Origin of the sequence: Bradyrhizobium oligotrophicum S58, from assembly GCF_000344805.1 — a bacterium.
Classification (GTDB): Bacteria; Pseudomonadota; Alphaproteobacteria; order Rhizobiales; family Xanthobacteraceae; genus Bradyrhizobium; species Bradyrhizobium oligotrophicum.
Genome location: NC_020453.1, coordinates 7,618,037 through 7,641,452, shown reverse-complemented (window position 1 = coordinate 7,641,452; position 23,416 = coordinate 7,618,037). Strand labels below are relative to the sequence as shown.

General features: G+C 66.0%; 19 protein-coding genes. 8 read left to right on the top strand and 11 right to left on the bottom strand.

Features of this window, described 5'->3' with window-relative positions; all coding sequences use genetic code 11:
- The first annotated feature begins 219 nt into the window (after positions 1-219).
- From S58_RS33070 to S58_RS33055, 4 genes are all read left to right on the top strand, one after another.
- Positions 220-783: a hypothetical protein gene (locus S58_RS33070; RefSeq protein ID WP_015669793.1), complete on the top strand. Its 564-nt coding sequence runs from the start codon at positions 220-222 to the stop codon at positions 781-783.
- Positions 784-949: 166 nt separating this feature from the next.
- Positions 950-1,138: a hypothetical protein gene (locus tag S58_RS37980; protein ID WP_042340381.1), complete on the top strand. Its 189-nt coding sequence runs from the start codon at positions 950-952 to the stop codon at positions 1,136-1,138.
- A 57-nt stretch (positions 1,139-1,195) separates the two neighbouring features.
- Positions 1,196-1,432, top strand: coding sequence for a hypothetical protein (locus S58_RS33060; protein WP_015669791.1), 237 nt, complete (start codon positions 1,196-1,198; stop codon positions 1,430-1,432).
- Positions 1,433-1,632: 200 nt separating this feature from the next.
- Complete coding sequence (locus tag S58_RS33055) at positions 1,633-2,499, top strand: hypothetical protein (protein WP_042341062.1); 867 nt, start codon at positions 1,633-1,635, stop codon at positions 2,497-2,499.
- A 67-nt stretch (positions 2,500-2,566) separates the two neighbouring features.
- Here the strand turns inward: S58_RS33055 and S58_RS33050 are convergent, their stop codons facing one another.
- From S58_RS33050 to S58_RS33015, 8 genes are all read right to left on the bottom strand, one after another.
- Entirely contained in the window at positions 2,567-3,166 is a 600-nt protein-coding gene (locus tag S58_RS33050) for a VOC family protein (RefSeq protein ID WP_015669789.1), read from the bottom strand.
- A gap of 140 nt (positions 3,167-3,306) precedes the next feature.
- Entirely contained in the window at positions 3,307-4,023 is a 717-nt protein-coding gene (locus S58_RS33045; RefSeq protein WP_015669788.1) for an SDR family oxidoreductase, read from the bottom strand.
- The gene (locus S58_RS33040) at positions 4,020-4,880 is read right to left on the bottom strand and encodes an ATP-binding cassette domain-containing protein (protein ID WP_015669787.1); all 861 of its coding nucleotides are present in this window, start codon (positions 4,878-4,880) and stop codon (positions 4,020-4,022) included. The genes S58_RS33045 and S58_RS33040 overlap by 4 nt, the downstream gene beginning before the upstream one ends.
- Positions 4,877-5,752: an ABC transporter ATP-binding protein gene (locus tag S58_RS33035; RefSeq protein WP_015669786.1), complete on the bottom strand. Its 876-nt coding sequence runs from the start codon at positions 5,750-5,752 to the stop codon at positions 4,877-4,879. The genes S58_RS33040 and S58_RS33035 overlap by 4 nt, the downstream gene beginning before the upstream one ends.
- Positions 5,749-6,639, bottom strand: a complete 891-nt coding sequence (locus tag S58_RS33030) for an ABC transporter permease (RefSeq protein ID WP_015669785.1) — start codon at positions 6,637-6,639, stop codon at positions 5,749-5,751. The genes S58_RS33035 and S58_RS33030 overlap by 4 nt, the downstream gene beginning before the upstream one ends.
- Entirely contained in the window at positions 6,632-7,639 is a 1,008-nt protein-coding gene (locus tag S58_RS33025; protein ID WP_015669784.1) for an ABC transporter permease, read from the bottom strand. The genes S58_RS33030 and S58_RS33025 overlap by 8 nt, the downstream gene beginning before the upstream one ends.
- Positions 7,640-7,654: 15 nt before the next feature.
- Complete coding sequence (locus S58_RS33020) at positions 7,655-9,196, bottom strand: ABC transporter substrate-binding protein (protein ID WP_015669783.1); 1,542 nt, start codon at positions 9,194-9,196, stop codon at positions 7,655-7,657.
- A gap of 56 nt (positions 9,197-9,252) precedes the next feature.
- Positions 9,253-10,497, bottom strand: a complete 1,245-nt coding sequence (locus tag S58_RS33015) for a dienelactone hydrolase family protein (RefSeq protein WP_015669782.1) — start codon at positions 10,495-10,497, stop codon at positions 9,253-9,255.
- A 159-nt stretch (positions 10,498-10,656) separates the two neighbouring features.
- On the opposite strand from S58_RS33015, the gene S58_RS33010 reads away from it, so the two are divergent.
- From S58_RS33010 to S58_RS32995, 4 genes are all read left to right on the top strand, one after another.
- Positions 10,657-11,289, top strand: coding sequence for a helix-turn-helix domain-containing protein (locus S58_RS33010; RefSeq protein ID WP_015669781.1), 633 nt, complete (start codon positions 10,657-10,659; stop codon positions 11,287-11,289).
- A 207-nt stretch (positions 11,290-11,496) separates the two neighbouring features.
- On the top strand, positions 11,497-15,231 hold the full coding sequence (locus S58_RS33005; RefSeq protein WP_015669780.1) for a tetratricopeptide repeat protein: 3,735 nt from the start codon (positions 11,497-11,499) through the stop codon (positions 15,229-15,231).
- Positions 15,232-15,247: 16 nt separating this feature from the next.
- The gene (locus tag S58_RS33000) at positions 15,248-17,101 is read left to right on the top strand and encodes a caspase family protein (protein WP_015669779.1); all 1,854 of its coding nucleotides are present in this window, start codon (positions 15,248-15,250) and stop codon (positions 17,099-17,101) included.
- Position 17,102: 1 nt separating this feature from the next.
- Complete coding sequence (locus S58_RS32995; protein WP_015669778.1) at positions 17,103-17,945, top strand: hypothetical protein; 843 nt, start codon at positions 17,103-17,105, stop codon at positions 17,943-17,945.
- A 10-nt stretch (positions 17,946-17,955) separates the two neighbouring features.
- Here the strand turns inward: S58_RS32995 and S58_RS32990 are convergent, their stop codons facing one another.
- From S58_RS32990 to ihpA, 3 genes are read right to left on the bottom strand one after another with little or no spacing between them, the layout of a single operon-like run.
- Positions 17,956-21,129 carry an efflux RND transporter permease subunit gene (locus S58_RS32990; RefSeq protein WP_015669777.1) on the bottom strand — a complete coding sequence of 1,058 codons (3,174 nt, stop codon included), beginning with the start codon at positions 21,127-21,129 and terminating at the stop codon, positions 17,956-17,958.
- Positions 21,122-22,117, bottom strand: a complete 996-nt coding sequence (ihpB, locus tag S58_RS32985; RefSeq protein ID WP_015669776.1) for a divalent metal ion exporter adaptor subunit IhpB — start codon at positions 22,115-22,117, stop codon at positions 21,122-21,124. The genes S58_RS32990 and ihpB overlap by 8 nt, the downstream gene beginning before the upstream one ends.
- Positions 22,114-23,382: a divalent metal ion exporter subunit IhpA gene (gene ihpA, locus S58_RS32980; protein WP_015669775.1), complete on the bottom strand. Its 1,269-nt coding sequence runs from the start codon at positions 23,380-23,382 to the stop codon at positions 22,114-22,116. The genes ihpB and ihpA overlap by 4 nt, the downstream gene beginning before the upstream one ends.
- Positions 23,383-23,416 lie beyond the last annotated feature (34 nt).

The following is a 23,416-nucleotide window of genomic DNA, read 5'->3' as shown; positions in this document are numbered from 1 at the left end:
TCCTACAGATGATGACGTAGATGTCTTCTCCTGCAGGTGGATTGTCGCGTGATCTTGTATCAGGGCGAGTCAATAACTCATGTTCATTTGGAACCGCGCGAGCGGGCGGTCGCGTCCCGCAAATGCATGGCTCAGGGGCGTTTTGGTCACTTTGAGGACATGTTTGGACGTTGATTGGCGCGCGGCAGGGGGATTTCACAGTGTACAGGAGTCCTCCGAATGTACCGCGTTGTCGTCATCGTCGTCGCATTGCTCGCTCTGTCAGTTCAGGCGCAGGCTCGTCCCCGCCACCATCATCATCACACCTCCTACCGCCACCACTCCGTCATGAATGCCATGGCTTCGGTGCAGGGCGAAGGCCGCGTCGTCGGCGGCCGGCCGTCGGGCTGCCCGCACGCATTCTGCGGCTGTGAGGCGTCGCTCTACACGTTTGGCCGTGTCGTTCCCGAGTTGAACCTTGCATCCAATTGGCGGCGTTTCCCGCGCGCGGCGCCTGCGCCGGGCATGGCGGCGGTCCGCTCAGGCCATGTCATGATCCTGCAGCAGCAGGTCGCCGGCAACGTCTGGTACGTTCACGACGGCAATTCCGGCGGCCACGTCACCCGCGAGCATCCGCGCTCGATCGCCGGCTACACCATCGTGAACCCGAATGGTGGCTCGGCCATGTACGGCGCCGCGGCTCGCATCACGCGCGAAGCCCGTGCACCGCGCTATCAGCGGCTCGCACGCAATGGACGCTCGGACAGCTGGATGACCAGCGCGGCGCCGATGTCTGTCAACTAGGTCGGGCCTCTCGATCGAAACGATCAGGCCGTCCGCAGTTCGTCTCTCGCTCTGGTGCGTGCACACGGCTTGCGGCGGCTCACATGGTGCTCACATCTCCCCCGCTTGCGGCAGGGCTGTCGCATCTGATGATCTGAGCTTTGTGCCCGTCTGCCTCCAAGTCGTCATGGCCGGGCTCGTCCCGGCCATCCACGTCTTTGCCGACCGCGGACATAAAGACGTGGATGCACGGGATAAGCCCGTACGTGACGAGCAACTCATCTCGGGTCGCTTCGCGGCGAAGCTCGACGTTGCGGCGGCCGCCATCACGCCGACCGCGCCGCGCGAGTGCGTCGTCGACTTCACACAAAGCTAATATCCCTCCGGCCTCGGCATCGCCGTCCCGATCGAACGCGACCCGGGGTGGCGGCCGGTGACACGCTCCATCATCTCGTTCGGCTTTGCACAGGCTGTGCTGGCGCTGCTTGGGCTGGCACTCGCGGCTGGGGGCCTCATTTGGCGTTTCCAGCGCAACCGCAACGAAGCATTCGCGGGCGGCGTCGCGGAAGGCAGCCCAACTCGAAAGCGCCTGATCGCTGCAATCCTGGATGAGACGCAGAGCGACTGGTGGGACAGGCTGGTCTTTCAATATCTTGGCTCGAAGCGGTGACCCGCTCCGACGATACACGTGGCCGCCGGCGAGCCGGACCTGCTGCGCGGTCGCGTCATCGCCGATATCCGGCCGACGTTGACGACGTCGCGCAAGCGGATTGATCCCGATCAAGGACCAGGCGCCGCGCCGGAGCAAACTCACCGTCAACCTGTGGCTGCACAGGCAGGACATGGGGAGACGCCATCATGGAAAACGCCATGCGGAGATATCTTCTTGCCTTTACCTTGGTGGTCGCCACGCTCGGCTTTACGTCGTCGGCGCGCGCGGGATGCTGGCCGAACGAAAACTTCCACCTCGTGTGCTGGCTGGATACCTATGGAACGGCGTGCGAAGCGCACCACGCGCTGACCAGCGTGAGAGCCGTGCTGTATCCGGAGCCGCGCTACTCGTACTATGAATTCGAGGTTTCGCACTGGTGGACGGCCCACAAGACAGTGGCCTGTCCGCCGAATCAAAAGACGACGTTCAGCGGTGTCTGGGACCGGGAGACCGGAAAGGCGGAGGAAACGGCGACCACCGGCATTTCGTCGGTGACGAGGCGAGTCTTTTGCAGCAACAATCCCTGGACGGGCCAGGGGCCGCCGACGGTGCCGATCTGCTCCTATCCGGCCGATGATCCGAACGTGGGACTGCCCGTCACCTCGGCGATGCTCACGCAAAGCCAGCGAGACGATCTGCTTCGCGTTCAGGAGCCGTTGCATACAAGTTGCCAGCAGATCAAGCCGCTCGAGGACGAGGTGTCGTGGCTGAACGGCCGCCCCATCGTCGAGGTGGTCGCGTCCCACCATGAATATCAGAAGCTCGAATGGCATCTGTGGTTCATGGACTTCGGCGAGTTCGGACCATGGCATGAGGTCGCGGCACCGAAGCCGAAGGGCCCCTTGATCTGGAAGGGCACGACCTACACCGAGCGCCGCATTGCGACATCGAGGCACAGATATTGGCTGAACAAGCCCGGCCGCTGGAAGGTGGTCGCGAAGCCGAGGCCGACCGCGGCGGCGGCGCAGGCTTTTCCGATCAGCGTGACCACCGAATGTCCCGGCGCGACGTTCAACGTGCAGTGACGGGCGATGACGCGGTCTTCATGGCGTGCGGGAACATGCTTCCGCACGCCATGTCACATCGCCTGGACTATTTCTGCGGCTCCGTGGTCGACCATAGCAAGGTCGTCGCGCTCTTCTCGTAGGCCATTCCCTTGGGATAGCTGATCAGTTCCATCTGCAGGCCCCAGGGGGCGAAGAAGTACAGGATCGACTGGCCCGCGGCCGGACCTTCATTGACCGGGATCGGCCCCTGCATCGTCTTCACGCCCTTGGATTTCAGATACGCGGCCGCCTTGTCGATGTCGTCGACATAGAGCGCGATGTGGTGGCCTCCGATGTCGCTGTTCTTCGGCAACGTCGTGGCCTGCTCCGGCGCTTCGTACTGGAACAGCTCGATGTTCGAGCCATAGCCGCAGCGGACCATGCTGATCTCGTCGATCTTCGCGCGCGGATGAACGTTGACGACGTCCTGCATGAAGGTGCCCTTGTCGTCGGAGAACGGTCCGAACGACATCGCGTGCTTGCAGCCGATGACTTCGGTGAAAAATGCGATCGCCGCCTTGACGTCCGGCACCGTGATGCCGGTGTGATCATGGCCGCGCAGGCCGGGGATGGAGTCGGCCGAGGCGATGGTGGAGGAGAGAGCGAGGACGACGAGGGCAGACGTAGCACGTTTCGGCAGCTTCATGACGGTGGGCTCCTATACCTGACGAAGTTCATGCCTTGATCTCGGTGTGGGCGGCATTGTCCCCCTCCAGGGGAGGGTGAGCCTGCGGCGACGTCCGTGCCTCTTGCGAAGGGCTGCACGCGAGCCGCCGGCAACAAGCGTCACCCCGATGCCAGCTGTTTCTCGACCGCCTTGTGATCCTGGGCGAGACCGGCTGCGAGGCCCTTCGCCATGTCGCCGACATAGATGTCCTCCTCGCCCGCCTCGTAGCCGTCGAGGATTTCCCTGGCGGCATCGGCCGGCGTCATCTTTGGAATCGGCAGGCCGGCGGTCATGCGGGTGTCGACGGCGCCGGGCAGTGCACCGACGACGCGGACGCCCCTCGGCGCCAATTCACCGCGCAGGCCCTGCGTCAGGCTGAGCGCAGCGGCCTTCGAGGCGCAATAGGAGCCCATGATCGGCAGGTTCACGCGCGCCAGGATGGTGAGAATGTTGAGCACCGAGCCGTGGTTCTTGATCAGTGCCGGCGCAAAGGCGCGCGTCAGCCGCAGCGGTGCGAGATAGTTGATCTCGATCTCCTCCTTGGCGATGGAAAGATCGGGCGCCGCCAGCAGCGCGGTGTTGTGATTGACGCCGGCATTGTTGATCAGCAGGGTCACGTCAGACGCGAGCGACGCGGCCGCTGCGGTATCGGCGTCGCTGGTGACGTCGAGCTTCAGCGGCACGATCGTGTCCGACGCCGCAAGCGCCGAGACATCGCGCGCCGCGGCGTAGATCTTGGCGGCGCCGCGTGCGCGCATCTCGGCGATGAGCGCCTGGGCGATGGCGCCGGCGGCGCCAGTGATGATGACGACGGAGTCCTTGATGGTCGCGCTCATGCGGCTGATCCTTGCTGATGAGGATGCTGACGGGACGGAGGGTCGTCGAGCCAGCCCGGCTCGACATCGGGGAGGGGAATGGCGGCCAGCAGCTGGCGCGTATAGGCGTGTTGCGGCTGGGAGAAGATGCGGCCGACCTGGCCGTGCTCGACGACCTCGCCACCCCTGAGAATGGCGACCTCGTCGCACAGCACGCGGACGACCGACAGGTCGTGGCTGATGAAGACGACGGTGAGGCCGAGCTTGGTGCGCAACTCCTTCAGCAACATCAGGATGTGCGCCTGGGTCGAGACATCGAGGCCGGAGACGATCTCGTCGGCGACGATGAAATCGGGCTGCAGCGCCAGCGCGCGCGCGATGCCGGCGCGCTGGCGCTGGCCGCCGGACAGCTCATGCGGATAGCGGTCGACGAACGCCGTCGGCAGGCCGACGAGGTCGAGCAGCGCGGCGGCGCGATCGCGGCGGTCGCGCCGGCCCTTGAGGCGGCCATAGACCTCGAGCTGGCGCGTCAGCGTCACGGCGAGCGGTAATCGCGGATTGAGCGAGGATTGCGGATCCTGGAAGATCATCTGGATCCGCGCGCGCAAGGGACGCAGCGCGGCTTCGGGGAGATGGCTGATCTCGACGCCGTCGAACTGGATGCCGCCCGAGGTCGGCTCGAGCAGGCGCACCAGCAGGCGGCCGAGCGTGGTCTTGCCGGAGCCGGACTCGCCGACCAGGCCAAGCACGGCGCCGCGCGGCACGGCGAGATCCACGGATTTGATCACGTCGCGCATGACCGGCTTGCCGAACAGCGACGTGCTGCGCGCCGGGTAGGCGAAGCCGAGCTGGCCGGTGCGCAGCAGGATCTCGCTCATGCCGGCCTCCCCGCGGCGGGCTGATCGAGCCGATGCGCCTCGGCCCAAAGGCTCTCGATCAGCGCCGGCGGCACCGGCTTCAAGGCGTCCGCCGGGCGATCGGCGCGCGGCGTCGCCGCCAGCAGCGCGCGGGTATAGGCATGATGCGGCTTCACCAGCACCTCAGTGGTCGGCCCGTCCTCCAGCACCCGGCCGGCATGCAGCACGGTCATGCTGCGGCAGATCTTGGCGACGACGCCGAGATCGTGGGTGACGAACAGGATCGCCGCGCCATGCCGCTGGCGCATCCGCTCGACCAGCTGCAGCACCTGGCGCTGCACGGTGACGTCGAGCGCGGTGGTCGGCTCATCGGCGATGACCAGCGCCGGATCGCAGGCGAAGGCCAACGCGATCAGCACACGCTGTCGCATGCCGCCGGACAGCTCGTGCGGATAGAGGTTGAGCACACCAGCGGGATCGCGGATCGCAACCTCCGTCAGCAGCTCGGCGGCGCGATCCAGTGCTGCGCGCTTCGACAGCTTCAGATGCAGCTGCAGCACGGCCGTGATCTGCGCGCCGATGCGCCTCACAGGATTGAGCGAGGTCATCGGATCCTGCGGGATCAGCGCGATGCGACGTCCCAGCAAATCGCGGCGCGCTTTGTTCGCCATTCCCAGGAGGTCGCGACCCTCGAACTGAACGCGGCCGGCTGTGATCGCGGCCCTGGCCGGCAGCAGGCCGAAGATGGCGCGGCCGACCATCGATTTGCCGGCGCCGGACTCGCCGACGAGACCGCGAACCTCGCCGGCCTCCACGCGCAGGCTGACACCGCGCAGCACGCCGGCCGCGCCGATCGCGACGTGGAGATTGTCGATGGTGAGCACGGCACTCATCGGCGCTGCACCGGGTCGAGCGCGGCGCGCAGGCCGTCGCCGAACAGGTTGAAGCCGATGACGCTGACGATGACGGCGCCGATCGGCAGCGCCATGATCCACGGCGCCTGATAGACGATCTGCCGCCCCTCGGTGATCATGCCGCCCCAGCTCGCGGTGTCGCCGGTGACGGAAATGCCGACGAAGGACAGGATCACCTCGACCAGGATCGCGATGCCCATCTCCACTGAGAGCAGCGTGACGATCAGCGGGGTGAGATTGGGCAGGATCTCGAGCCGCAGCGCCTGCGCGCGGGTGAGGCCGAGCACGCGCGCGGCAGCGGCGTAGTCGCGGGCGAGCTGGGCCTGGGTTTCGGCGCGGATGATGCGCGCGAAGCGGGTCCAGTCGACCACGACGATCGCGGCAATGACCGAGGTGAGGCCGGCGCCGATCACGGCGGCGAGCACGATCGACAGCAGCACCGGCGGAAACGCCATCCAGATATCGATCAGCCGCGACACCGACTGATCGATCCAGCCGCCGAACGCGCCGGCGATCAGGCCGAGCGCGATGCCGATGATAGCCGCGAGCAGCGATGCAATCAGCGCGACCATGACGGCGGTCCGCGCGGAGTACATCAGCCTCGACAGCACGCAGCGGCCGAGGCTGTCGGTGCCCAGTGGAAATGCGGCCTCGCCGCCCTGCATGAACGCCGGCGGCAGCTGTGCCGACATCAGGTCCTGCTCGGCCGGATCATGCGGCGCGATCAACGGCGCGAACAGCGCGACCAGCAGCAGCAGCGCGACGATGCCGCCGCCGATCCACAGCCGTGCGCCGCCGCGCGCGAGCGCGCTGCGCCACCGTGATGCCGGAGCGGCGATCGGGGCTGAGAGAGCGAGATCAGCCATGACGCAGCCTCGGATCGAGCAGCGCGACCAGCAGGTCGACCGCGAGGTTGAGGGCGATGAACAGCACGGCGAAGGTCAGGATCAGCCCCTGGATCAGCGGGAAATCGCGGTTGATGACGGCATCGATCGCCATGTTGCCGATGCCTTCGTAGGAGAAGATGCGCTCGACCAGCACGGTGCCGCCGAGCAGCAGGGTGACCTGCACGCCCGACAGCGCGACCGTCGGGATCAGCGCATTCGGAAACACCTCCCGCTGCAGGATGGTGGTGCGAGAGAACCCGCGGGTGCGGGCGATCTGCGCGTAGTCCTGGTCCTCGGCCTCGGCGAGTTGCGCCTTGAGGAGACGAGCGACCAGCGCGGCGAAAGGCAGCGCCAGTGCCAGCGAGGGCAGCAGCATGTGGCGCAGCAGATCGGCGGCGACATCGAGGCGCAAGGTGAGCAGACTCTCGATGAGATAAAAGTGGGTACGGAAGGCGACCGCGAGCTGCGGATCCAGCCGGCCGGAAATCGGCAGCAGCGGCAGCAGCACGCCGAAGCCGAGCAGCAGAATCAGCGCCCACAGGAAATCCGGAATGGCGAGGAAGACGCCGTTGGCGGTGTCGAGCAGCCATTCGGCGCGGGTGCCGCGCATGAGGCTGCCGACCAGTGCGACGGCTCCGCCCATCAGCAGCGCCATCACGACCGAGAGGCTCGCGAGTTCGAGCGTCGCCGGCAGCCGCGTGCCGACCAGCTCGAACACCTGCTGGCGCAGGCTGATCGAGCGGCCGAAATCACCGGTCGCCACCTGACCGAGCCAGGTGATGAACTGCGACAGCAGCGGCTGGTCGAGCCCGTAGAGCGCGCGCATCCTGGTGATATCAGCAGGCGAGGCGCCAGGCGGGATCATCATCGCGATGGGATCGCCGGGCACCACGCGCAGCAGCACGAAGACGATGGCGCCGACGCCGAGCAGGGTCGGCGGGATCAGAGCGAGGCGCTTGAGAATGGCGCTCCAGCGCATCGCCCGTGCTCCGTCTCAGCCTTGCGTGACGAGCTGCGGCAGGATCATGCCGTTGGCCTGCGCGACAACTTTCAGTCCCTTCTTGTGGATGATCGGCTGGACATATTGCAGCAGCGGGATCACCTCGCCCTCTTCGGCGATGTATTTGTCGACCGCCTTCCAGCCAGCGATGCGCTTGGCTTCGTCCTTCTCGCCCCACAACGGCCCGATGCGTTCGATCAGGTCCTTGCCCTTCCAGGCCGAGTGCGGCGACGGACCGAACATGGCGAAGCCGGTGGAGGTGGTGGGATCGCCGATCGCGTTGCCCCAATTATAGAACGCGGCCGGCGCCAGCGCGTGGCGCGCGCGAAGCTCGAAATGCTGGGCGATCTCATAGACCTCGATGTTCGCTTCGATGCCGACCTTGCGCCACATGCCGGCGATGGCCTGCACCATCTCGTAGTCCTTGGGCTTGAAGCCGCGCGTGGTCTGGATCGTGAACTTGACCGGCTTCGTCGTCGAGTAGCCGCTCTTGGCAAGCAGGCTCTTGGCGAGCTCCGGATCATAGGCTGTCTTGATCGAGGGATCGAAGGCCGCGTAGCCCGGCGCCTCCAAGGTGTCGATCGGCACGCCATAGCCGCGCAGCAGCTTCTCGACGATCGCCTTCTTGTCGATGGCGTGATTGGCGGCGAGCCTGACGTTGCGGTCGAGCATCGGATCGATGTCGGTGAGGAAGATCATGCCGATGTCGGAGATCGGCTGGGTCAGGCCGGCGAGAGTAGGCTTGCCCTTGAGGCGGTCGAATTCTTCATAGGGAATCTCGAAGGTGATGTCGGAGCCGCCCGACTCGATCTCGGCGACGCGGCTGGTCGGATCGGTGACGAACTTGAACACCACGGTCTCGAATGCCGGTTTCGGTCCCCAATAGCCGGGATGCGCCTTCAGCCGCAGGAAGGCGTTGCGCTCGAACGCATCGACCTTGTACGGGCCCGAGCCGATCGGCGCCTTCTCGAACCCTTCCGCGCCGACTTTCTCATAGTAGGCCTTCGGCAGGAGGTAGCCGGTCAGGAACGCCATCCATTTGAACAGCACCGGCTCGAACTCGACGACATCAGCGGTGATGGTCTGGCCGTCGATCTTGTAGTTGTTGATCTTCGCCCACACGAACTGGATCGGATTGCCGCCCTTGGGATCGGCGGCGCGGGTCAGCGACCACACCACGTCCTCCGGCGTCACCTTGGAGCCGTCGTGCCAGGTCGCGTCGAAGCGCAGCTCCATCGTGACCTTGGTGCGGTCCTCGTTCCAGCCCCACTTCGTCAGCAGGCCCGGCTTGAACGAGAGATCGGCGGCCTGGCCGATATAGGGATCGAAGATCGCCTGGTAGATCGACTGGATCGTCGGGTTCACCGCCGACACGCCGACGGTCGGATCGAACGACGGCAGGTTGACGTTGTAGGCGATCGTCAGCGTGCCCGCGGCGGCGCGTGCCGACTGCAGCGGAAGCCCCGCGGCGAGAGGCAGAGCAGCCGCGCCCGCGAGCTGCAACATCGTACGGCGAGAGATCTGATGGTCACGCATGGTGATGCAACTCCGGATGAGGATGGGCGCCCTGCCGACGCCGTCGGAATGGGTGATCAGTTCGGCGCGCTCTCGGCCCAGCGCTTCATCAGCGTGTTCGAAGGCAACGCTTCGTCGACCAGCTTCTTGGCGGTCTCGACGCCCGCGACGGGGAATTTGGCCGGATCGAGCAGGCCGATCTGGACCAGCACCGAGGCCTGGTCCCAATAGATGTGCTCGTTGTAAAGCTTGTCGCCGCGGAAGCGCACGATCGCGACCAGGGGGATCTCGACATATTTGCCGGTCGGCGGGATGCCCGGCAGCATCCAGTCGATCTCGATGTCGTGGGTGAAGCAGAACAGCATCTCGTCGACGACGCGGTCGGCGCCGATCGTGCGCGAGATCGGCACCAGCTTGGTATCGGCGGGCGTCTTCGGGATGAAATGATTGGCGTAGAAGCGCAGCAGGTCCTTGTAGCCGACGCCGCCGGTCATGGTCGGAATGTGGTTGACATAGGGCTCGGCGACCATCGTGCCCATCGTCGCTTCCGCCGAGCGGGTGGCGAATTCGAGCTCGGTGTGGCGGTCCCACAGCGACGACAGGTCGTAATGCGGGCCAAGTACCTTGCGGAATAGCGCGATCGAGCGCGAATGCGCCATCAGGGTCGCCGGCTTGTCGAAGCTGGCGCGCTCCGGCGCGGCAAAGGCGTGATCGCAGCCGGGATAGAGATAGAACTCGGCGTCATCGCGGCCGGCGAAGCCGGCCTTGACCGCCTCGCGCGCCTCGGCCGGCGCGAACTTGTCGAGCTCGGCGAAGTGGAAGACGATCGGACCCTTGATGTTCTTGGCCTCGCCGATATCGGCCTCGATGCCGACGCCGTAATACGCGACGGCGCAATCGACGTCGGTGCGGGCCGCGGTGAGATAAGCGAGCTTGCCGCCGAGGCAGAAGCCGAGCGCGCCGACCTTGCCCTTGCATTCGGGGCGCGCGCGCAGCACCTTCAGCGCATCCGCCGTGTCCTTGATGGCGAGATTGACGTCGAAGCGCTGGTAGTAGCCGAATGCCTTGCCGAAATCGGCCTCGCCATAGCCGAGCTCGATGCCCGGCTCGAAGCGCCAGAACAGGTCGGGCGCCAGTACCACATAGCCTTCCTCGGCATAGTAGTCGGCCACCGCGCGCATCGAGGCGTTGACGCCGAAGATCTCCTGCAGGAGCACGATGCCGGGACCGGAGCCTGACGCGGGCACCGCCAGATAGCCCTTGAACGTGCCGCCGTCGGCGGCGGCGATCTCGATCCACTGTCCAGCGCTCTTGCCAGCCATCGTCATGCTCCCCGTTCGTCGGCGCCGGTGCCCACAATGACGCCGCACCTGATGTGTTTTCTTCATTGAATTTTTAATGTAAAAATGTCGGATGTAAACAGCAGAGATTGAGCATGCGCTGCACATGCATTGTGCGGAGCGGCATCGGGAGACGGGAATTTGAAACGGACGACGAGCGCCGCGGCGAAACGCAAGACCGTGGCGGTGAAGGCGAAATCCGCAAGCGGCAAGACGGGGTTACAGGCCGAGAAGGCCCGCCTCGACGCTGGCAATGGCGATGGGAAGGGCTCCTGGCATCTCGCCCGCAGCGACGCCGAGCGGCGGCTTTCGGATTTCGAGTTCGCGCTGGAGCGGCTGGCGCAGTCCTATTATCGCTGGAAGGCGTCGTGTCTCGCGGCCGTCTGCGAGGTGCCGCTGACCGGCGACGACGTCGCGGTCCTCAACGTCGTGCGCATGGGCGACGAGCCGAAGCGGCTCGCCGAGGTTGGGCAATTGCTCAACCGTGTCGACGTTCCGAATCTGCAATATGCCACGCGCAAGCTCGTCCGCGCTGGACTGATCGAGACCGAAGGCCGCTCGTCGCGCAAGGAGACGCGCTACCGCGCCACGGCCAGGGGCAGGGCCGTGACCGAGGACTATGCGGCCTTGCGTGCCGCGACGCTGCCGCCGATGTTCGAAGCGATGCCTGGCTGGATCGACAGCTGCACCGCGACCACCGCGCAGCTCGACCAGATGTCGGGACTGTACAGCCAAGCGACACGGGTGGCGATCACCAAACGGCATCAGTCCTAGACCTCTTCATAGGACGGGGCCGGTCTTGTCGTAGCCGAAGCCCGGCTGCGATCACGACCTGCGACGGCCGGCTCTTGTGCGATTTATGAACTGGCTCACATTTCGTCGGAAAATTCGACTTCCTTCGGGAGGTTGCGGCAGGACCTCGTTTCGCCGCAAGATGGATTCCGGCGGGTCGGGGTGCAGCCGGCCCATGCGAGGGCGAAGATGATCGGCATTGACCTGGCCGAAGACGGATTCGAGCTGGTCTGCGGCGATCGACGCATTGGGCAACGCCGCCTGCTGGACGCGGAGACGACAGGCCAACTCGAGGCTTTCGCGTCGCGCTATGGCGAGCTTCTTGGTCGCGGCGATCCGGCTGCGGATCTGCTGACGCTGGGGCGCGAGTTGTACGGCTTTCTCGACGGCGACGGCGGCGATCTGGCGGGATTGATCAACCAGGCGCTGGGACGCGCGCTGCAATTCGAAATTGCCACGCCGGCGCGGCGACCATCGCCAGCGCAGCTCGCGGTGCTCCGCGCGCCGTGGGAGTTGCTTGCCGATCACGACGGCTTTCTGGCCCAGGACGTCCGGCTCGGCTTCAGCCCGGTCCGTCGGCTTGGCCTCCCGCGGCCCGCGCCTGCGCTCGATCCCTATCGGCTGGGTCTGGTGTTCATGGCGGCGTCTCCGCGCGGCGCGATCGAGCTCGACTACGAGGCCGAGGAGAGCGCGATCATGGCGGCCGTCGGGACCACGGATCTCGATCTGCTGGTCGAGGAGAGCGGCAATGCCGACGAGCTCATTGCACGCCTGACCGAGCTGCCGGCGATGCAGGCTTTGCATCTGTCCTGCCATGGCCACCAGGCCTGGCGTCCCGCCGGCCAAGCTGCGGCCGCGCCCAAGCCGGTGCTGCTGCTGGAGGACGAGACGGGGCAGGAGGCGCCGACCGACTCTGACGCCTTGATCGGCGTCCTGCGCGCCCGACCTCCGCGCTTCGTGTTCCTGTCGGCCTGCCTGACCGCCGCGTCCAACGAACGCCGCGACGGATGGCATGGCGACAAGCGTCCGGAGGATCGGCCACGCGGCGACGTCGCGGTGGTTGCGCAATCCATGGCCGAGGCGCTGGTGGACGGCGGCGTGGCGGCCGTGCTCGGCTGGGATGGCTCGGTGCGCGATGGCGCCGCCACGATGTTTGCGGCTCGATTGTATGAGCGGCTTGCGGACCGGAAGACGCCGGCGGAAGCGGTCGCCGAGGCTCGCCGCGTGCTATTGAATGCGCCTGATACGCGGTTGCGTCGCGACTGGCATCTGGCCCGGCTGTGGCTTGGACCACAGGGCGGCGACGCGCTGGTCGGCGGCAAGACACGCCGCACGATGCTGCCGGCGCGGCATGGCGAGAAGGAATTCCTGATCAAGCAGCGCGCGGGGACCGAAGTCGCCTCGCACGCGATGTTCGTCGGCCGCCGGCGCGAGCTGCAGACCGCGCTGCGGGCGCTGCGCGATGGCGACCATGCCGGTCTGCTGCTGCACGGCATGGGCCGGCTCGGCAAGTCGAGCCTGGCGGCGCGGATCGCCAACCGCGCGCGCCACCTCCGGCTCGCGGTGGCGTTCGAGCACTACGGCGAGCTCAGTCTCTTGGCGGCGATCGGCGAAGCCGTGCGCGGACATCGCGAGGCCTCGGATGCCGTCCGCATCGCGGAGCAGCGTGTCCGCACCGACCGCAACTGCTTCGAGCAGGAGTTGACCGCGCTGCTGGCGGGCCCTTGCGCCCAGTCGGGCAACGGCGGTGCGCCGCTGCTGCTGGTCATCGACGACCTCGAACGCGTGCTGCACTGGGATGATGCCAGGCAACGTCATCTGCTCGATCCCGAGGCCGTGCCGGCGCTGCGCGCCGTGCTCAGATCGTTCGATCCCGGGATGACAGAGAGCCGGCTGATCATCACCAGCCGCTTTCCGTTCCGGCTCGACGGCCTCGAGGCCCACCTGCTCGACCTGCCGTTGCCGCCACTGTCGCCAGCTGCGCAACGCAAGCTCGACCTGCGCCAGCGCAGCGCCGCGTTGGCTAAAGGCAATGGCGCGACCCTGCTCAGGGACCGTGAGACGCTGCTCGCACGCGTGCCGGAGATCGCGCGCGGCAATCCGGGCCTGCAGGATCTGATCGGACGAAAGTTGGTGCTATCTCGGGCTGTCACCGTAGTCCGCGTGGAACGCGCGCTCACAGAAATGGAGTCCTGGCTAACACACGGTGAACTGCCTTCCGATCCCGAGTTGAAAACCTTCATAAAAAATCTTGCAGTCGATGACTTGATCAATCTTGCCGGGGAAGCGGGACGCGAGTTGTTGCGCGGACTAACCTTGTTCAAGCTGCCCATTCCTGAACAGGTTGCACAGAAAGTGGCCCATATGGTGGGCGCATCCTTGGCTCAGTTGCGCGAGCTCGGCCTCGTCGATACTCACGAGGACTTCGTGGACCAGTGCCTATCGGGTTACTCGGCAAACCCACTAGCAGCAGCGCGTGTAGACCCACTCAGCGAGCGAGAGCAGAAACAAGTCGCACGACAAACGGTGCGTGAGCTCTTCACAATGCGAAATACCAGTTCAGCCAACATGGATTGGCCTGCCATGCTCTTCGAGGAATTTGCTCGCCTCGGTCTCTTGGCAGAAGACAGCGAAATAGTGGCTGCGTCTGGCCCGGTGGCAGTATTTGCGTCGAAGGCTAGATCTGCCAAGCAGGCGGATGCGCTTGGAAGGGACGCCATTCGGCTGCTTGATACACAAAATCGTTTCGTGCCTTTGGCGCTCTTGAGGGCAGCCGCAGAGGCCGCGGCGACCTTTGGCGATGGCCAAGTCGCGGACAAGTTGATCGCCCGAGGAGTGGAGGAGCTAGAGCGACAGCAGGCGACGGGAGCTGACATTGACAAAAAGGAGGCCGCTCTTCTGCTCCGCGCTCATGCCGAACGCTTGATGATTCGAGGTGAGCAGGACAAGCCGTTGCTATTTCTGACTGATCAAGTGTTGCCGATGCTCGAAAGTCTCGGCGATCTTCAGACCCAGGCTTTTGCAAAAGGTAACATCTCCGAGATCCTAGTAAGACGCGGAAAGCTAGACCAGGCGCAACAGCTACTTGAAGAGCAACTCCCAATTTTTGAGAAACTCGGCGATGCGCGCTCCCGCGCCGTAACGTTGGGCAGGATAGCCGATATCTTGATGATGCGAGGTCAGGTAGAAGAGGCACTTCGGATCCGGCAGAATGAGCAACTTCCTGTCTACGAGGCAATTGCCGATGATAGATCTTTAGCTGTCACGTTAGGGAAGATTGCTGCCGGCTTAGCTAACCAGGGCAAAGCGACCGAGGCCTTACGGATTTGGAGCGATAAGCTGCTGCCAGCGTTTGAGCGCATCGGCGATGTGCGCGCGCGCGCCGTCACGCTTGGTCATATAGCAGATGTTATGGTTTATTCCGGCCAACTGAACGAGGCCTTTCGGATCCGCACAGAAGAGCAGCTACCAGTGTTTGAGCGATTGGGGGATGTACGCGCGCGTTCGGTCTCACTTGGAAAGACTGCCGATATTCTGTTGCGGCTTGGCAAGTTAACCGAAGCGCGCGCCATTCGCGAGGAATGCTTAAACCTAGCTCGCGAGCTTGATGATCCGGAAAATCTCTCTGCCACCTTGTGGGGGTTAGCCCAGCTTGATCTTGAGGAAAAGCGAACTGATGAGGCAGTCCGGCGCCTAAGGGAAGCTTACAGTCTGATCTCCGATCTGGGAATTGCCGCTGGCATAGCTATGGTAGGGCGTACGTTCGGCCAAGTATTGGCAGCAACTGGAGACGCCACTGAGGCATCGAATGTGCTTCGCTGCTCTGCCGCGAAATATCGAGAGCTTGGCTGGGAGGACCTTGCGATCGAAACGGAAGAACTAATCAAGCAACTGGGCCTCGCACAACCGTCGTCACCTCCTTAGCCCTGGATTACGCCCCATGCCCAAGAAAATCTGCATCTCGATCGCGGTCTCCAGGCCGGAGAAGCTGGATGCGCTGCCAGGGGCGATCATGGCATCGCATGACGTGCTGGCCTGGGCCAGGGCGGCCGGCTTCACGACCCCGCCTGCGGTCACCGACGAGGATGGCAGCGCGGTGACGGTGACGCGGCTGAACCAGGCGCTGATGCCCGTGGTCGGCGACACGGCGGACGTGATCGATCACTTTATCATCCATTTCGCCGGCCATGGCATTGCCGCCGATGCCGAGGACCAGTTCCTGCTGCTGACGCGTTGGCGCTCGCAGCCCGACCAGGCGATCCGCCTCAGCCGGTTCGTGCGGCTGCTGCAGTATTATCAGCCGGGCCGGGTGTCGTTGTTCATCGACGCCTGCCGCTCGCGTCCGCCGCAGGACGCCGACGATCTCAATGGCAGCGGCATCCTCGACCGGCCGGAGGAGGAGCCGCAGGAGTTTCTCGAGGATCGCTTCCGCGCCGTCGTCAACGCCACCGAATCCTACATGATCAAGGACCCGGCCGGCGGTCCGGCGCGCTGCCTGTTCACGAGCGTGCTGCTGAAGGCGTTGGCGGGCAGCTATCCCGAGGCGAGCGAGGCGCGGGACGGTGTGAACGTCGTGACCTCCGCCTCGATCTACAACGCGGTGACCACCCATCTGCCGCAGGAGGCTGCGCGCTACCGTCTGCGCCAGACGCCGAGCCTCAAGCCGTCCTTCGTCAAGCCGAAGGATGTCTATGCGAAGCTGCCGATCGCCTTCACGGCGCCCGACCTGCCGCCGCCCGCGGCGCCGCCGGTGCCCAACCCGGCGTTCGAAAGCCTCGCACGGAAAGGAGACTTGAATTTCAAGGTTGGTATCGATGGAGGATTCGCAAAGATCGTCAAGCCGGCCGATACGCTCGCCGAGAAGATCCGTCGCGATTACCAGGCCGAGCAGATCCCGACGCATTTCGAGACCGGAGCCGGCCTTGCCGTCAATGGCGAAGAGGTGCGCGGCGTGCCGGTGGTCACTCCGCCGGCGACCATCGAGCCTGACCGCATCGTGGACGGCGGCGCATGGTGGCGGATCGCATTCCCCGACCGCTCCCATGGTCCGCCGGCCAGCCTCGCCATCGAGCTATGGGACGGCAGTTGGATCGGCGCCGCCGTGCTCCCGCGGCTGATCTTGTCGATTACCGTGGGACGACGCGATGGGGTCGATGCTCCGAAGCCGCAGCTCGCGCCGATACGGGGGGCCACCAGCGTCATCTATCGTCCCGTGCCGGATTGGGTGCCCGATGACGAGCGGCAATCGGCCGTCGAGGCTGCCGAGAGCATCATCAGCAGGCTGCGGGCGGGCGCCTTGACGGGCGAAGAGGCGTTGTCGGTTGCGACCCGCGTTCGCGGCGACAAGCACATCGATCCGATGCTCGGGGCCGTTGCCGCTTATCTGTACGACGCGGCCGGAGATCGCGACAGCATCCGGCGCCTGGCCTGGTTCTATGCGAGGCGAGGAGAGCCGATTCCGTTCGACGTCGCGCTGCTGGCCGATCTCAAGGGGGAGCGCAGGGACGGACGACTCCATGTGTCCGTGCCGGCAGTCGATGCGCGCCAGCCGCGGACCAGCGACGAGCTTCAGCATCCCGATTTCTTTCGCGCGACGACCGGAATCTCCGACGCGGTCGTCGCCGGCGGCTTCCCCTGGCTGCGCCAGGGTTGGGCGCTGCTCGATACGGTGCGGCTGCCGGTCTGTCCGGCATTGTTCGCGCTCGCCGACAGCATTCTGCCGCTGCCTTTCACCACGCTCGCCCCTGACGCGGGACGCGCGCTCGCCAATCTGATCCGACAGAGGGAGGTGTGACATGCGTCTCGTGCTCGTCCACGGCATCAATCAGGAAGGCAAGAGCGAACAGATCATCAAGGAGGAATGGCTCGGCGCGCTGGAGCAGGCGCTCGGCAGGCCGGGGCGCTTCGATCGCGCCAGCGTGCGTGCGCCGTTCTACGGCGACGACCTGGCACGGCTGACCGACGGCGGCACGCTCGGCCAGGCCATCGCGCAGGGCGTTGCCGAGGATGATGAAGAGCGCGCCTTCATCACCGCCGGCCTGCAGCAGATGGCGCTCGATGCCGGTCTTACCGACGATCAGATATCGACGCAGCAGACAGTGGAGCAAGGTTTTCCGCATGACCGCCGCTTCATTGCGATCGTCCGGCTGCTGGAAGGGCTGTCGCCGTTCCACGGCGAGATTGCGTTGCGCGTGTTGAAACAGGCGTACACCTATCTGAAACAGCCGCACGCCACTGCTGCGGTCGACGCCATCGTCGAGCCTGTGCTGCGCGAGGGTCCGTGCGTGGTGGTCGCGCATTCGCTCGGCACCGTCGTGACGTTCAAGCTGCTGCGCAAGCTCGCTGCGGAGACGTCTCCGGTGCACGTGCCGCTGTTCCTGACCATCGGCTCGCCGCTCGCGATCGTGGCGGTGCAGACCGCCCTGAAGAAGCCCCGCGCCGTTCCGGGCGGGGTCGCGCGCTGGTTCAACGGGCTCGATCCCAACGATTTCGTCACGCTCGGCCGCGCCCTGACGGCCGAGACTTTCGCGGCGGGGATCGACAATCGCACCGACATCGATAATGGCGACGACCCGCACGCCAGCCAGCGCTATCTGAAGGATAGCGCTGTGAGCGCTGCGGTCGACGCCGCCGTCTGACTTATGAGGCTTACGCCTCCCGCGTTTCCTTCCTGAACAGCACATAGAGCGCGGGCAGCACCAGCAGGGTCAGCATCGTCGAGGAGATGATGCCGCCGATGACGACGGTGGCGAGCGGGCGCTGCACCTCGGCGCCGGCGCCGGTGGCGAGCGCCATCGGCACGAAGCCGAGCGAGGCGACGAGCGCCGTCATCAGCACCGGGCGCAGCCGCGCCAGCGCGCCTTCCTCGACCGCGGCGCGCACCGGGCGGCCCTCCTGGCGCAGCCGCTCGATGAAGGCGATGATGACGAGGCCGTTGAGCACGGCGACGCCTGACAACGCGATGAAGCCGACGCCGGCCGAGATCGACAGCGGCAGGCCGCGCAGCAGGAGCGCGGCGATGCCACCGGTCAGCGCCAACGGCACCCCGGAGAACACCAGCGCCGCATCGGCGACCGAGCCCATGCTCATGAACAGCAGCAGGAACACCAGCGCGAGCGCGACCGGCACCACGATCGTCAGCCGCTTGGTAGCCGAGACCAGCTGTTCAAACTGGCCGCCCCAGCCGATCCAATAGCCCGGCGGCAGCTTGACCTTCTCTGTCACGGCAGCCTGCGCCTCGGTCACGAACGAGCCGAGATCGCGAGTGCGGACGTTGGCCGTGACCACGATGCGGCGCTTGCCGTTCTCACGGCTGACCTGGTTCGGCCCCGGCGCCGAGGCGACGGTGGCGACCGACGACAGCGGCACGTAGCGCGGCTGCGCGGTGGAGCCTCCTGCTAGTGCCGTGCGCAACGGTGCGGTGTTCTGCTCCTCGCTCGCGGGCAGCGGAATCGGGATCGCGCGGATGGCATCGAGATTGCCGCGCAGCCGCTCGGGCAGCCGCACCACGATGTCGAACCGGCGGTCGCCGTCGAACAGTTTTCCTGTGGCCTTGCCGCCGATCGCGATCTCGACGACGCTCTGCACCTCGGCGACGCTGAGGCCGTAGCGCGACAGCGCCTGTCGGTCGATCTTGACGGTGAGGATGGGCAAACCAGCCACCTGCTCGGTCTTGACGTCGGTGGCGCCGGCGACGCCGCGGATCGCGGCCTCGACCTGGCGCGCGGCGCCCTGCAGGATGTCGAGATCGTCGCCGAAGATCTTGACGCCGACGTCGCTGCGCACGCCTGAGATCAGCTCGTTGAAGCGCAGCTGGATCGGCTGCGAGATCTCGTAGTTGCTGCCGGGAATCTCGTCGGCCGCCTGCTCGATCTCGGCAACGAGCTGCGCCTTCGGCTTCGACGGGTCGGGCCACTCCTGGCGCGGCTTCAGCATGATGTAGCCGTCGCCCTGCGACGGCGCCATCGGATCGGTCGCGACCTCCGCCGTGCCGATGCGGGTGAACACGTCCTTCACCTCGGGGATGCGCCGCAGCCGCGCGTCCAATGCCTTCTGCAGATCGATGGAGAGCGTGAGGCTCGTTCCAGGGATGCGCAGCGCCGCGAGTGCGACGTCGCCCTCATCGAGGCTCGGAATGAACTCGCCGCCCATGCGCGTCGCGGCAAAGCCGCTTGCCACGACGATCATCGCGGCTACGGCTGCGACCATCAGGCGGTGAGCGATCACGCCGCGCAGCAGCGGCGCGTAGATCCGCCGCGCGCCGCGCATGACGAAATTCTCCTGCTCGGAGACCTTGCCGGTGACGAAGATCGCGACCGCTGCCGGCACGAAGGTGATGGAGAACAGCACGGCAGCGCCGAGCGCCATCAGCACCGTCAGCGCCATCGGCGTGAACATCTTGCCCTCGACGCCGGTCAGGGTCAGCACCGGCAGATAGACCACGGCGATGATGCCCGTGCCGAACAGGCTTGGCCCGATCACCTCGCGTGCGCCGCTGACGATCGCCTGCAGCCGCTCGGAGGTGGTGAGCAGGCCGTCCTTGCGATGCTGTGCCTCGGCCAGCATACGCAGGCAGTTCTCGACGATGATGACGGCGCCATCGACGATGATGCCGAAATCGATCGCACCTAAGCTCATCAGGTTGGCGCTGACCCGGCTTTCGACCATGCCGGTGATGGTCATCGCCATCGACAGCGGGATGATGCAGGCGGTGACCAATGCAGCCCGGATGTTGCCGAGCAGCAGGAACAGCACGACGACGACGAGCGCGGCGCCTTCGAGCAGGTTCTTCTCCACGGTGCGGATCGTCGCTTCGACCAGATGAGTGCGGTCATAGAGCGTGCGTGTGATCACGCCCTCGGGCAGCGATTTCGTGATGTCGTCGAGCCGGGCGGCGACGCGCCGCGCCACGGCGCGGCTGTTCTCGCCGATCAGCAGCATCGCCGTGCCCAGGATCGTCTCCTCGCCGTTGAGCGTCGCGGCTCCCGTGCGCAGGTCGCGGCCCTCGGTCACCTCGGCCACGTCGCCGATGCGCACCGGCGTGCCGCCGCGCGCGCCGATCACGATGTCCTTGAGCTCGGCGGCGCTGCCGACCTGGCCGGGCGCGCGCACCAGATATTGCTCGCCATTGCGCTCGATGTAGCCGGCGCCGACATTGGCGTTGTTGGAGGCGAGCGCGGCGATCACGTCGCGAAAACTGATCTTGTAGGCCATCAGCCTGCCGGGATCCGGCAGCACGTGGAACTGGCGCTCGAAGCCGCCGATGGTGTTGACCTCGATCACGCCGGGCACGCCGCGCAGCTGTGGCCGGATGATCCAGTCCTGGATCGTGCGCAGGTCGGTCGGCGAGTAGTCCGTGCCTTCGGACGTCTTGGCGCCGGGCTTGGCTTCGACCGCATACATGAAGATCTCGCCGAGCCCGGTCGACAGCGGCCCCATCGCGACCTCGACGCCGGGCGGCAGCTGATCCTTGATCTGCTGGATGCGCTCATTGACGAGCTGGCGCGCGAAATAGATGTCGGTGCCGTCCTGGAACACGACGGTGACCTGGCTCAATCCATAGCGCGACAGCGAGCGCGTGTAGTCCAGCTTGGGCAGGCCGCCCATCGCGGTCTCGACGGGATAAGTGATGCGCTGCTCGGTCTCGAGCGGCGAATAGCCGGGCGCCTTGGCGTTGATCTGCACCTGGACGTTGGTGATGTCGGGCACGGCATCGATCGGCAGCCGGGTGAAATTCCAGGCGCCGAAACCGGCGGCGGCGAGCGAGACCAACAGCACCAGCCAGCGCTGGCGCACGGCGAACGCAAGGATCGCGTCAATCATGCTCGGCCTCCCCCTTGCCCATCTCCGCCTTCACCACAAAACTGTTTTCGGCGACGTAGTGCTCGCCGGCGGACAGACCATCGCGGATCTCGATGTAGCTCGGATCGGACTCGCCGAGCGCAACGGGACGCGCCTCGATCTTGTCGCCGTCCTCGCGGACGAACACGACGGTCTTGTTTTCCAGGGTCTGGATCGCGCTGGCGCGCACCGCCACGGCGACGCTGCGCTTGCCCAACACCAGTCGTGCGGTGACGAACAGGCCGGGGCGCAGCCGGCCGTCGGTGTTGGCCAGCACGACGCGGGCGAGCGCGGTCTGCGTCTCGCTGGCGCCAACGGGGGCGATGTAGGAGACGTGGCCGCGGATCACCTCGCGTCCGTCGTCGGGATCGATCAGCACCTCGTCGTCGAGCCGGACGCGCCTCAGATCCTGGCGATAGATCGACAGGTCGACCCAGATGGTCGAGAGATCGGCGACGACGAAGGCCGGCTTCTGCTCGGAGGCGTATTCGCCGAGCGAGATCTGGCGGTCGATGATGGTGCCGCCGATCGGCGCCTTGAGGTCATAGGCCGTCAGGCTCTGGTTGCTCTCGATCGACGCGAGCAGCTCGTCCTTGCCGACGGTGTCGCCGATGCGCTTTCTGATGGCACGGACAATGCCGGGAAAGCGCGGCGTCACCTGCACCAGCGCCTCCTGATTGGCCCTGAGCACGCCGTTGAACGACAGCGTATCCGACAAGGTCGCCGGTCCCGCTTCAGCCAGCGTCACGCCAGCAGCCGCGAGCTTCACGTCGCTGATGCGGATGCGGTCGGCGCCGTGCTCGTCCTGCTCGACGTGGTCCTTCGGCGCCGCGCGCTCGTGCTTTTCGGCATGGTCTGCATCGCCGACGGTCGCGTCGGTGTGCGGCACCGTGTCCAGCAGCAGGCGCGACGCGCCGGCGCCGCCTGCGGCCGCGAGGATGGCGATGATGATGACGATGGATTTCCTCATCGCGCAGTCTCCCGTGCCAAAGTGAAGGGGCGCCCGACGAGGCCCTCGATCGTCGCGATGGCGACGTGGATGTTCTGCAGCGCCTCCTGCTCGCGCAGCCGCGCCTGCGCCACGCTCGCCTGTGCATCCAGCACTTCGAGCAGGGAGAAGCGGCCGGCGCTGTAGCCCTGCGCGATCTCGTCCGCGGCTTCCTGCGCCTTGGGTATCGCGATCTCGCGCAACACGGACAATTCGCGCAGCGAGCCCTGCAGTGAGTCGTAGGCGCGGCCGGCGATCACCAGCAGCGCGTTGCGGTTGGCCTTGCGCTCGGCCTCGGTCTTGGCGAGGCTTTCCTGCGCCGAGAGGATGTTGCCCTGGTTCTGGTCGAACACGGGAATGGGCACGGAGACGCTGAGCCTGACGGCATCGTCCTGGGTGTCGTTGAAATGCCGCCAGCCGCCGCTGACGCGCACATCGGGATAGGGCTTCAGGCGCGCCAGCAGCAGCTCGGCGTTGCGCTGCGCGTAGACTGCGGTCCAGCGTACCAGCTGCGGGTTGGCATCGATGGCGGAAATGACGCTCTGGAACGACGGCGGTTGCCCGCTGGCATCAAAACGCCCCGACACCGCGGTGAATTTCGCAGAGGTGTCGCCGAGCAGCACCGCGAGCTCGCGCCGCGCACTGGCCTGAGTGGCCTTGACGCGCTCGCGATCGGCCCGCACCAGTGCCGAGGCGACCTCGGCACGTCCGGTCTCCGCAGGCGATGAAGCGCCGGCCTCCACACGCCTCCGCAACAGCGGCGTCAGCCTGTCGAGCGCTGCGACCTGATCGTCGAGGATCTGGATGCGGCGCTGGGTCGCGAGCACCGTGACGAAGGCGATCGCCGTCTCCGACAGGATTTCCAGCCGCACCGCCTGGCGCTGGATCTCGGCGACGCGCACGCCGGCCTGGCCGGCGGCAACACGCGCATCGCGCTTGCCGAACCATTCGAACGCCTGGCTGATCTGCAGCGTGGTCTCGGCGGAGCGCGTGCCGCGATAGGCTCCCGAACCGAATGAATTGTCCTGCTCGTAGGAGAGTTCGGGATTGAGCAGCGCGCCGGCTTGCAGGCGCTGGCCTGAGGCGATGCCGATGTCGCGGTCGGCGGCGGACAGCCGTGGATTGGCATTCAGCGCACGCGCGAGCGCCTCGCGCATGGTCAGAGGCTGTGCGACCGCTGATTGCGCGGACATCACGAGCAGGGCTGCCGCGCATGCAACGCGCGCAGCCATCCCGGGGAATGGCATGAAGCTGAACCTGTCTTGACGAGCAATGATGGAC

Bases quoted from the DNA above. Each gene is read 5' to 3' on its own strand.
- S58_RS33045 (WP_015669788.1), bottom strand. From the start codon at position 4,023: ATGAGCGCGACCATCAAGGACTCCGTCGTCATCATCACTGGCGCCGCC.
- S58_RS33005 (WP_015669780.1), top strand. From the start codon at position 11,497: ATGATCGGCATTGACCTGGCCGAAGACGGATTCGAGCTGGTCTGCGGC.
- S58_RS33055 (WP_042341062.1), top strand. From the start codon at position 1,633: ATGCGGAGATATCTTCTTGCCTTTACCTTGGTGGTCGCCACGCTCGGC.
- S58_RS33040 (WP_015669787.1), bottom strand. From the start codon at position 4,880: ATGAGCGAGATCCTGCTGCGCACCGGCCAGCTCGGCTTCGCCTACCCG.
- ihpB (WP_015669776.1), bottom strand. From the start codon at position 22,117: ATGAGGAAATCCATCGTCATCATCATCGCCATCCTCGCGGCCGCAGGC.
- S58_RS33015 (WP_015669782.1), bottom strand. From the start codon at position 10,497: ATGGCTGGCAAGAGCGCTGGACAGTGGATCGAGATCGCCGCCGCCGAC.
- S58_RS33030 (WP_015669785.1), bottom strand. From the start codon at position 6,639: ATGGCTGATCTCGCTCTCTCAGCCCCGATCGCCGCTCCGGCATCACGG.
- S58_RS33035 (WP_015669786.1), bottom strand. From the start codon at position 5,752: ATGAGTGCCGTGCTCACCATCGACAATCTCCACGTCGCGATCGGCGCG.
- S58_RS33000 (WP_015669779.1), top strand. From the start codon at position 15,248: ATGCCCAAGAAAATCTGCATCTCGATCGCGGTCTCCAGGCCGGAGAAG.
- S58_RS33025 (WP_015669784.1), bottom strand. From the start codon at position 7,639: ATGCGCTGGAGCGCCATTCTCAAGCGCCTCGCTCTGATCCCGCCGACC.
- S58_RS33020 (WP_015669783.1), bottom strand. From the start codon at position 9,196: ATGCGTGACCATCAGATCTCTCGCCGTACGATGTTGCAGCTCGCGGGC.
- S58_RS37980 (WP_042340381.1), top strand. From the start codon at position 950: ATGGCCGGGCTCGTCCCGGCCATCCACGTCTTTGCCGACCGCGGACAT.
- S58_RS33050 (WP_015669789.1), bottom strand. From the start codon at position 3,166: ATGAAGCTGCCGAAACGTGCTACGTCTGCCCTCGTCGTCCTCGCTCTC.
- S58_RS33070 (WP_015669793.1), top strand. From the start codon at position 220: ATGTACCGCGTTGTCGTCATCGTCGTCGCATTGCTCGCTCTGTCAGTT.
- S58_RS32995 (WP_015669778.1), top strand. From the start codon at position 17,103: ATGCGTCTCGTGCTCGTCCACGGCATCAATCAGGAAGGCAAGAGCGAA.
- ihpA (WP_015669775.1), bottom strand. From the start codon at position 23,382: ATGCCATTCCCCGGGATGGCTGCGCGCGTTGCATGCGCGGCAGCCCTG.
- S58_RS32990 (WP_015669777.1), bottom strand. From the start codon at position 21,129: ATGATTGACGCGATCCTTGCGTTCGCCGTGCGCCAGCGCTGGCTGGTG.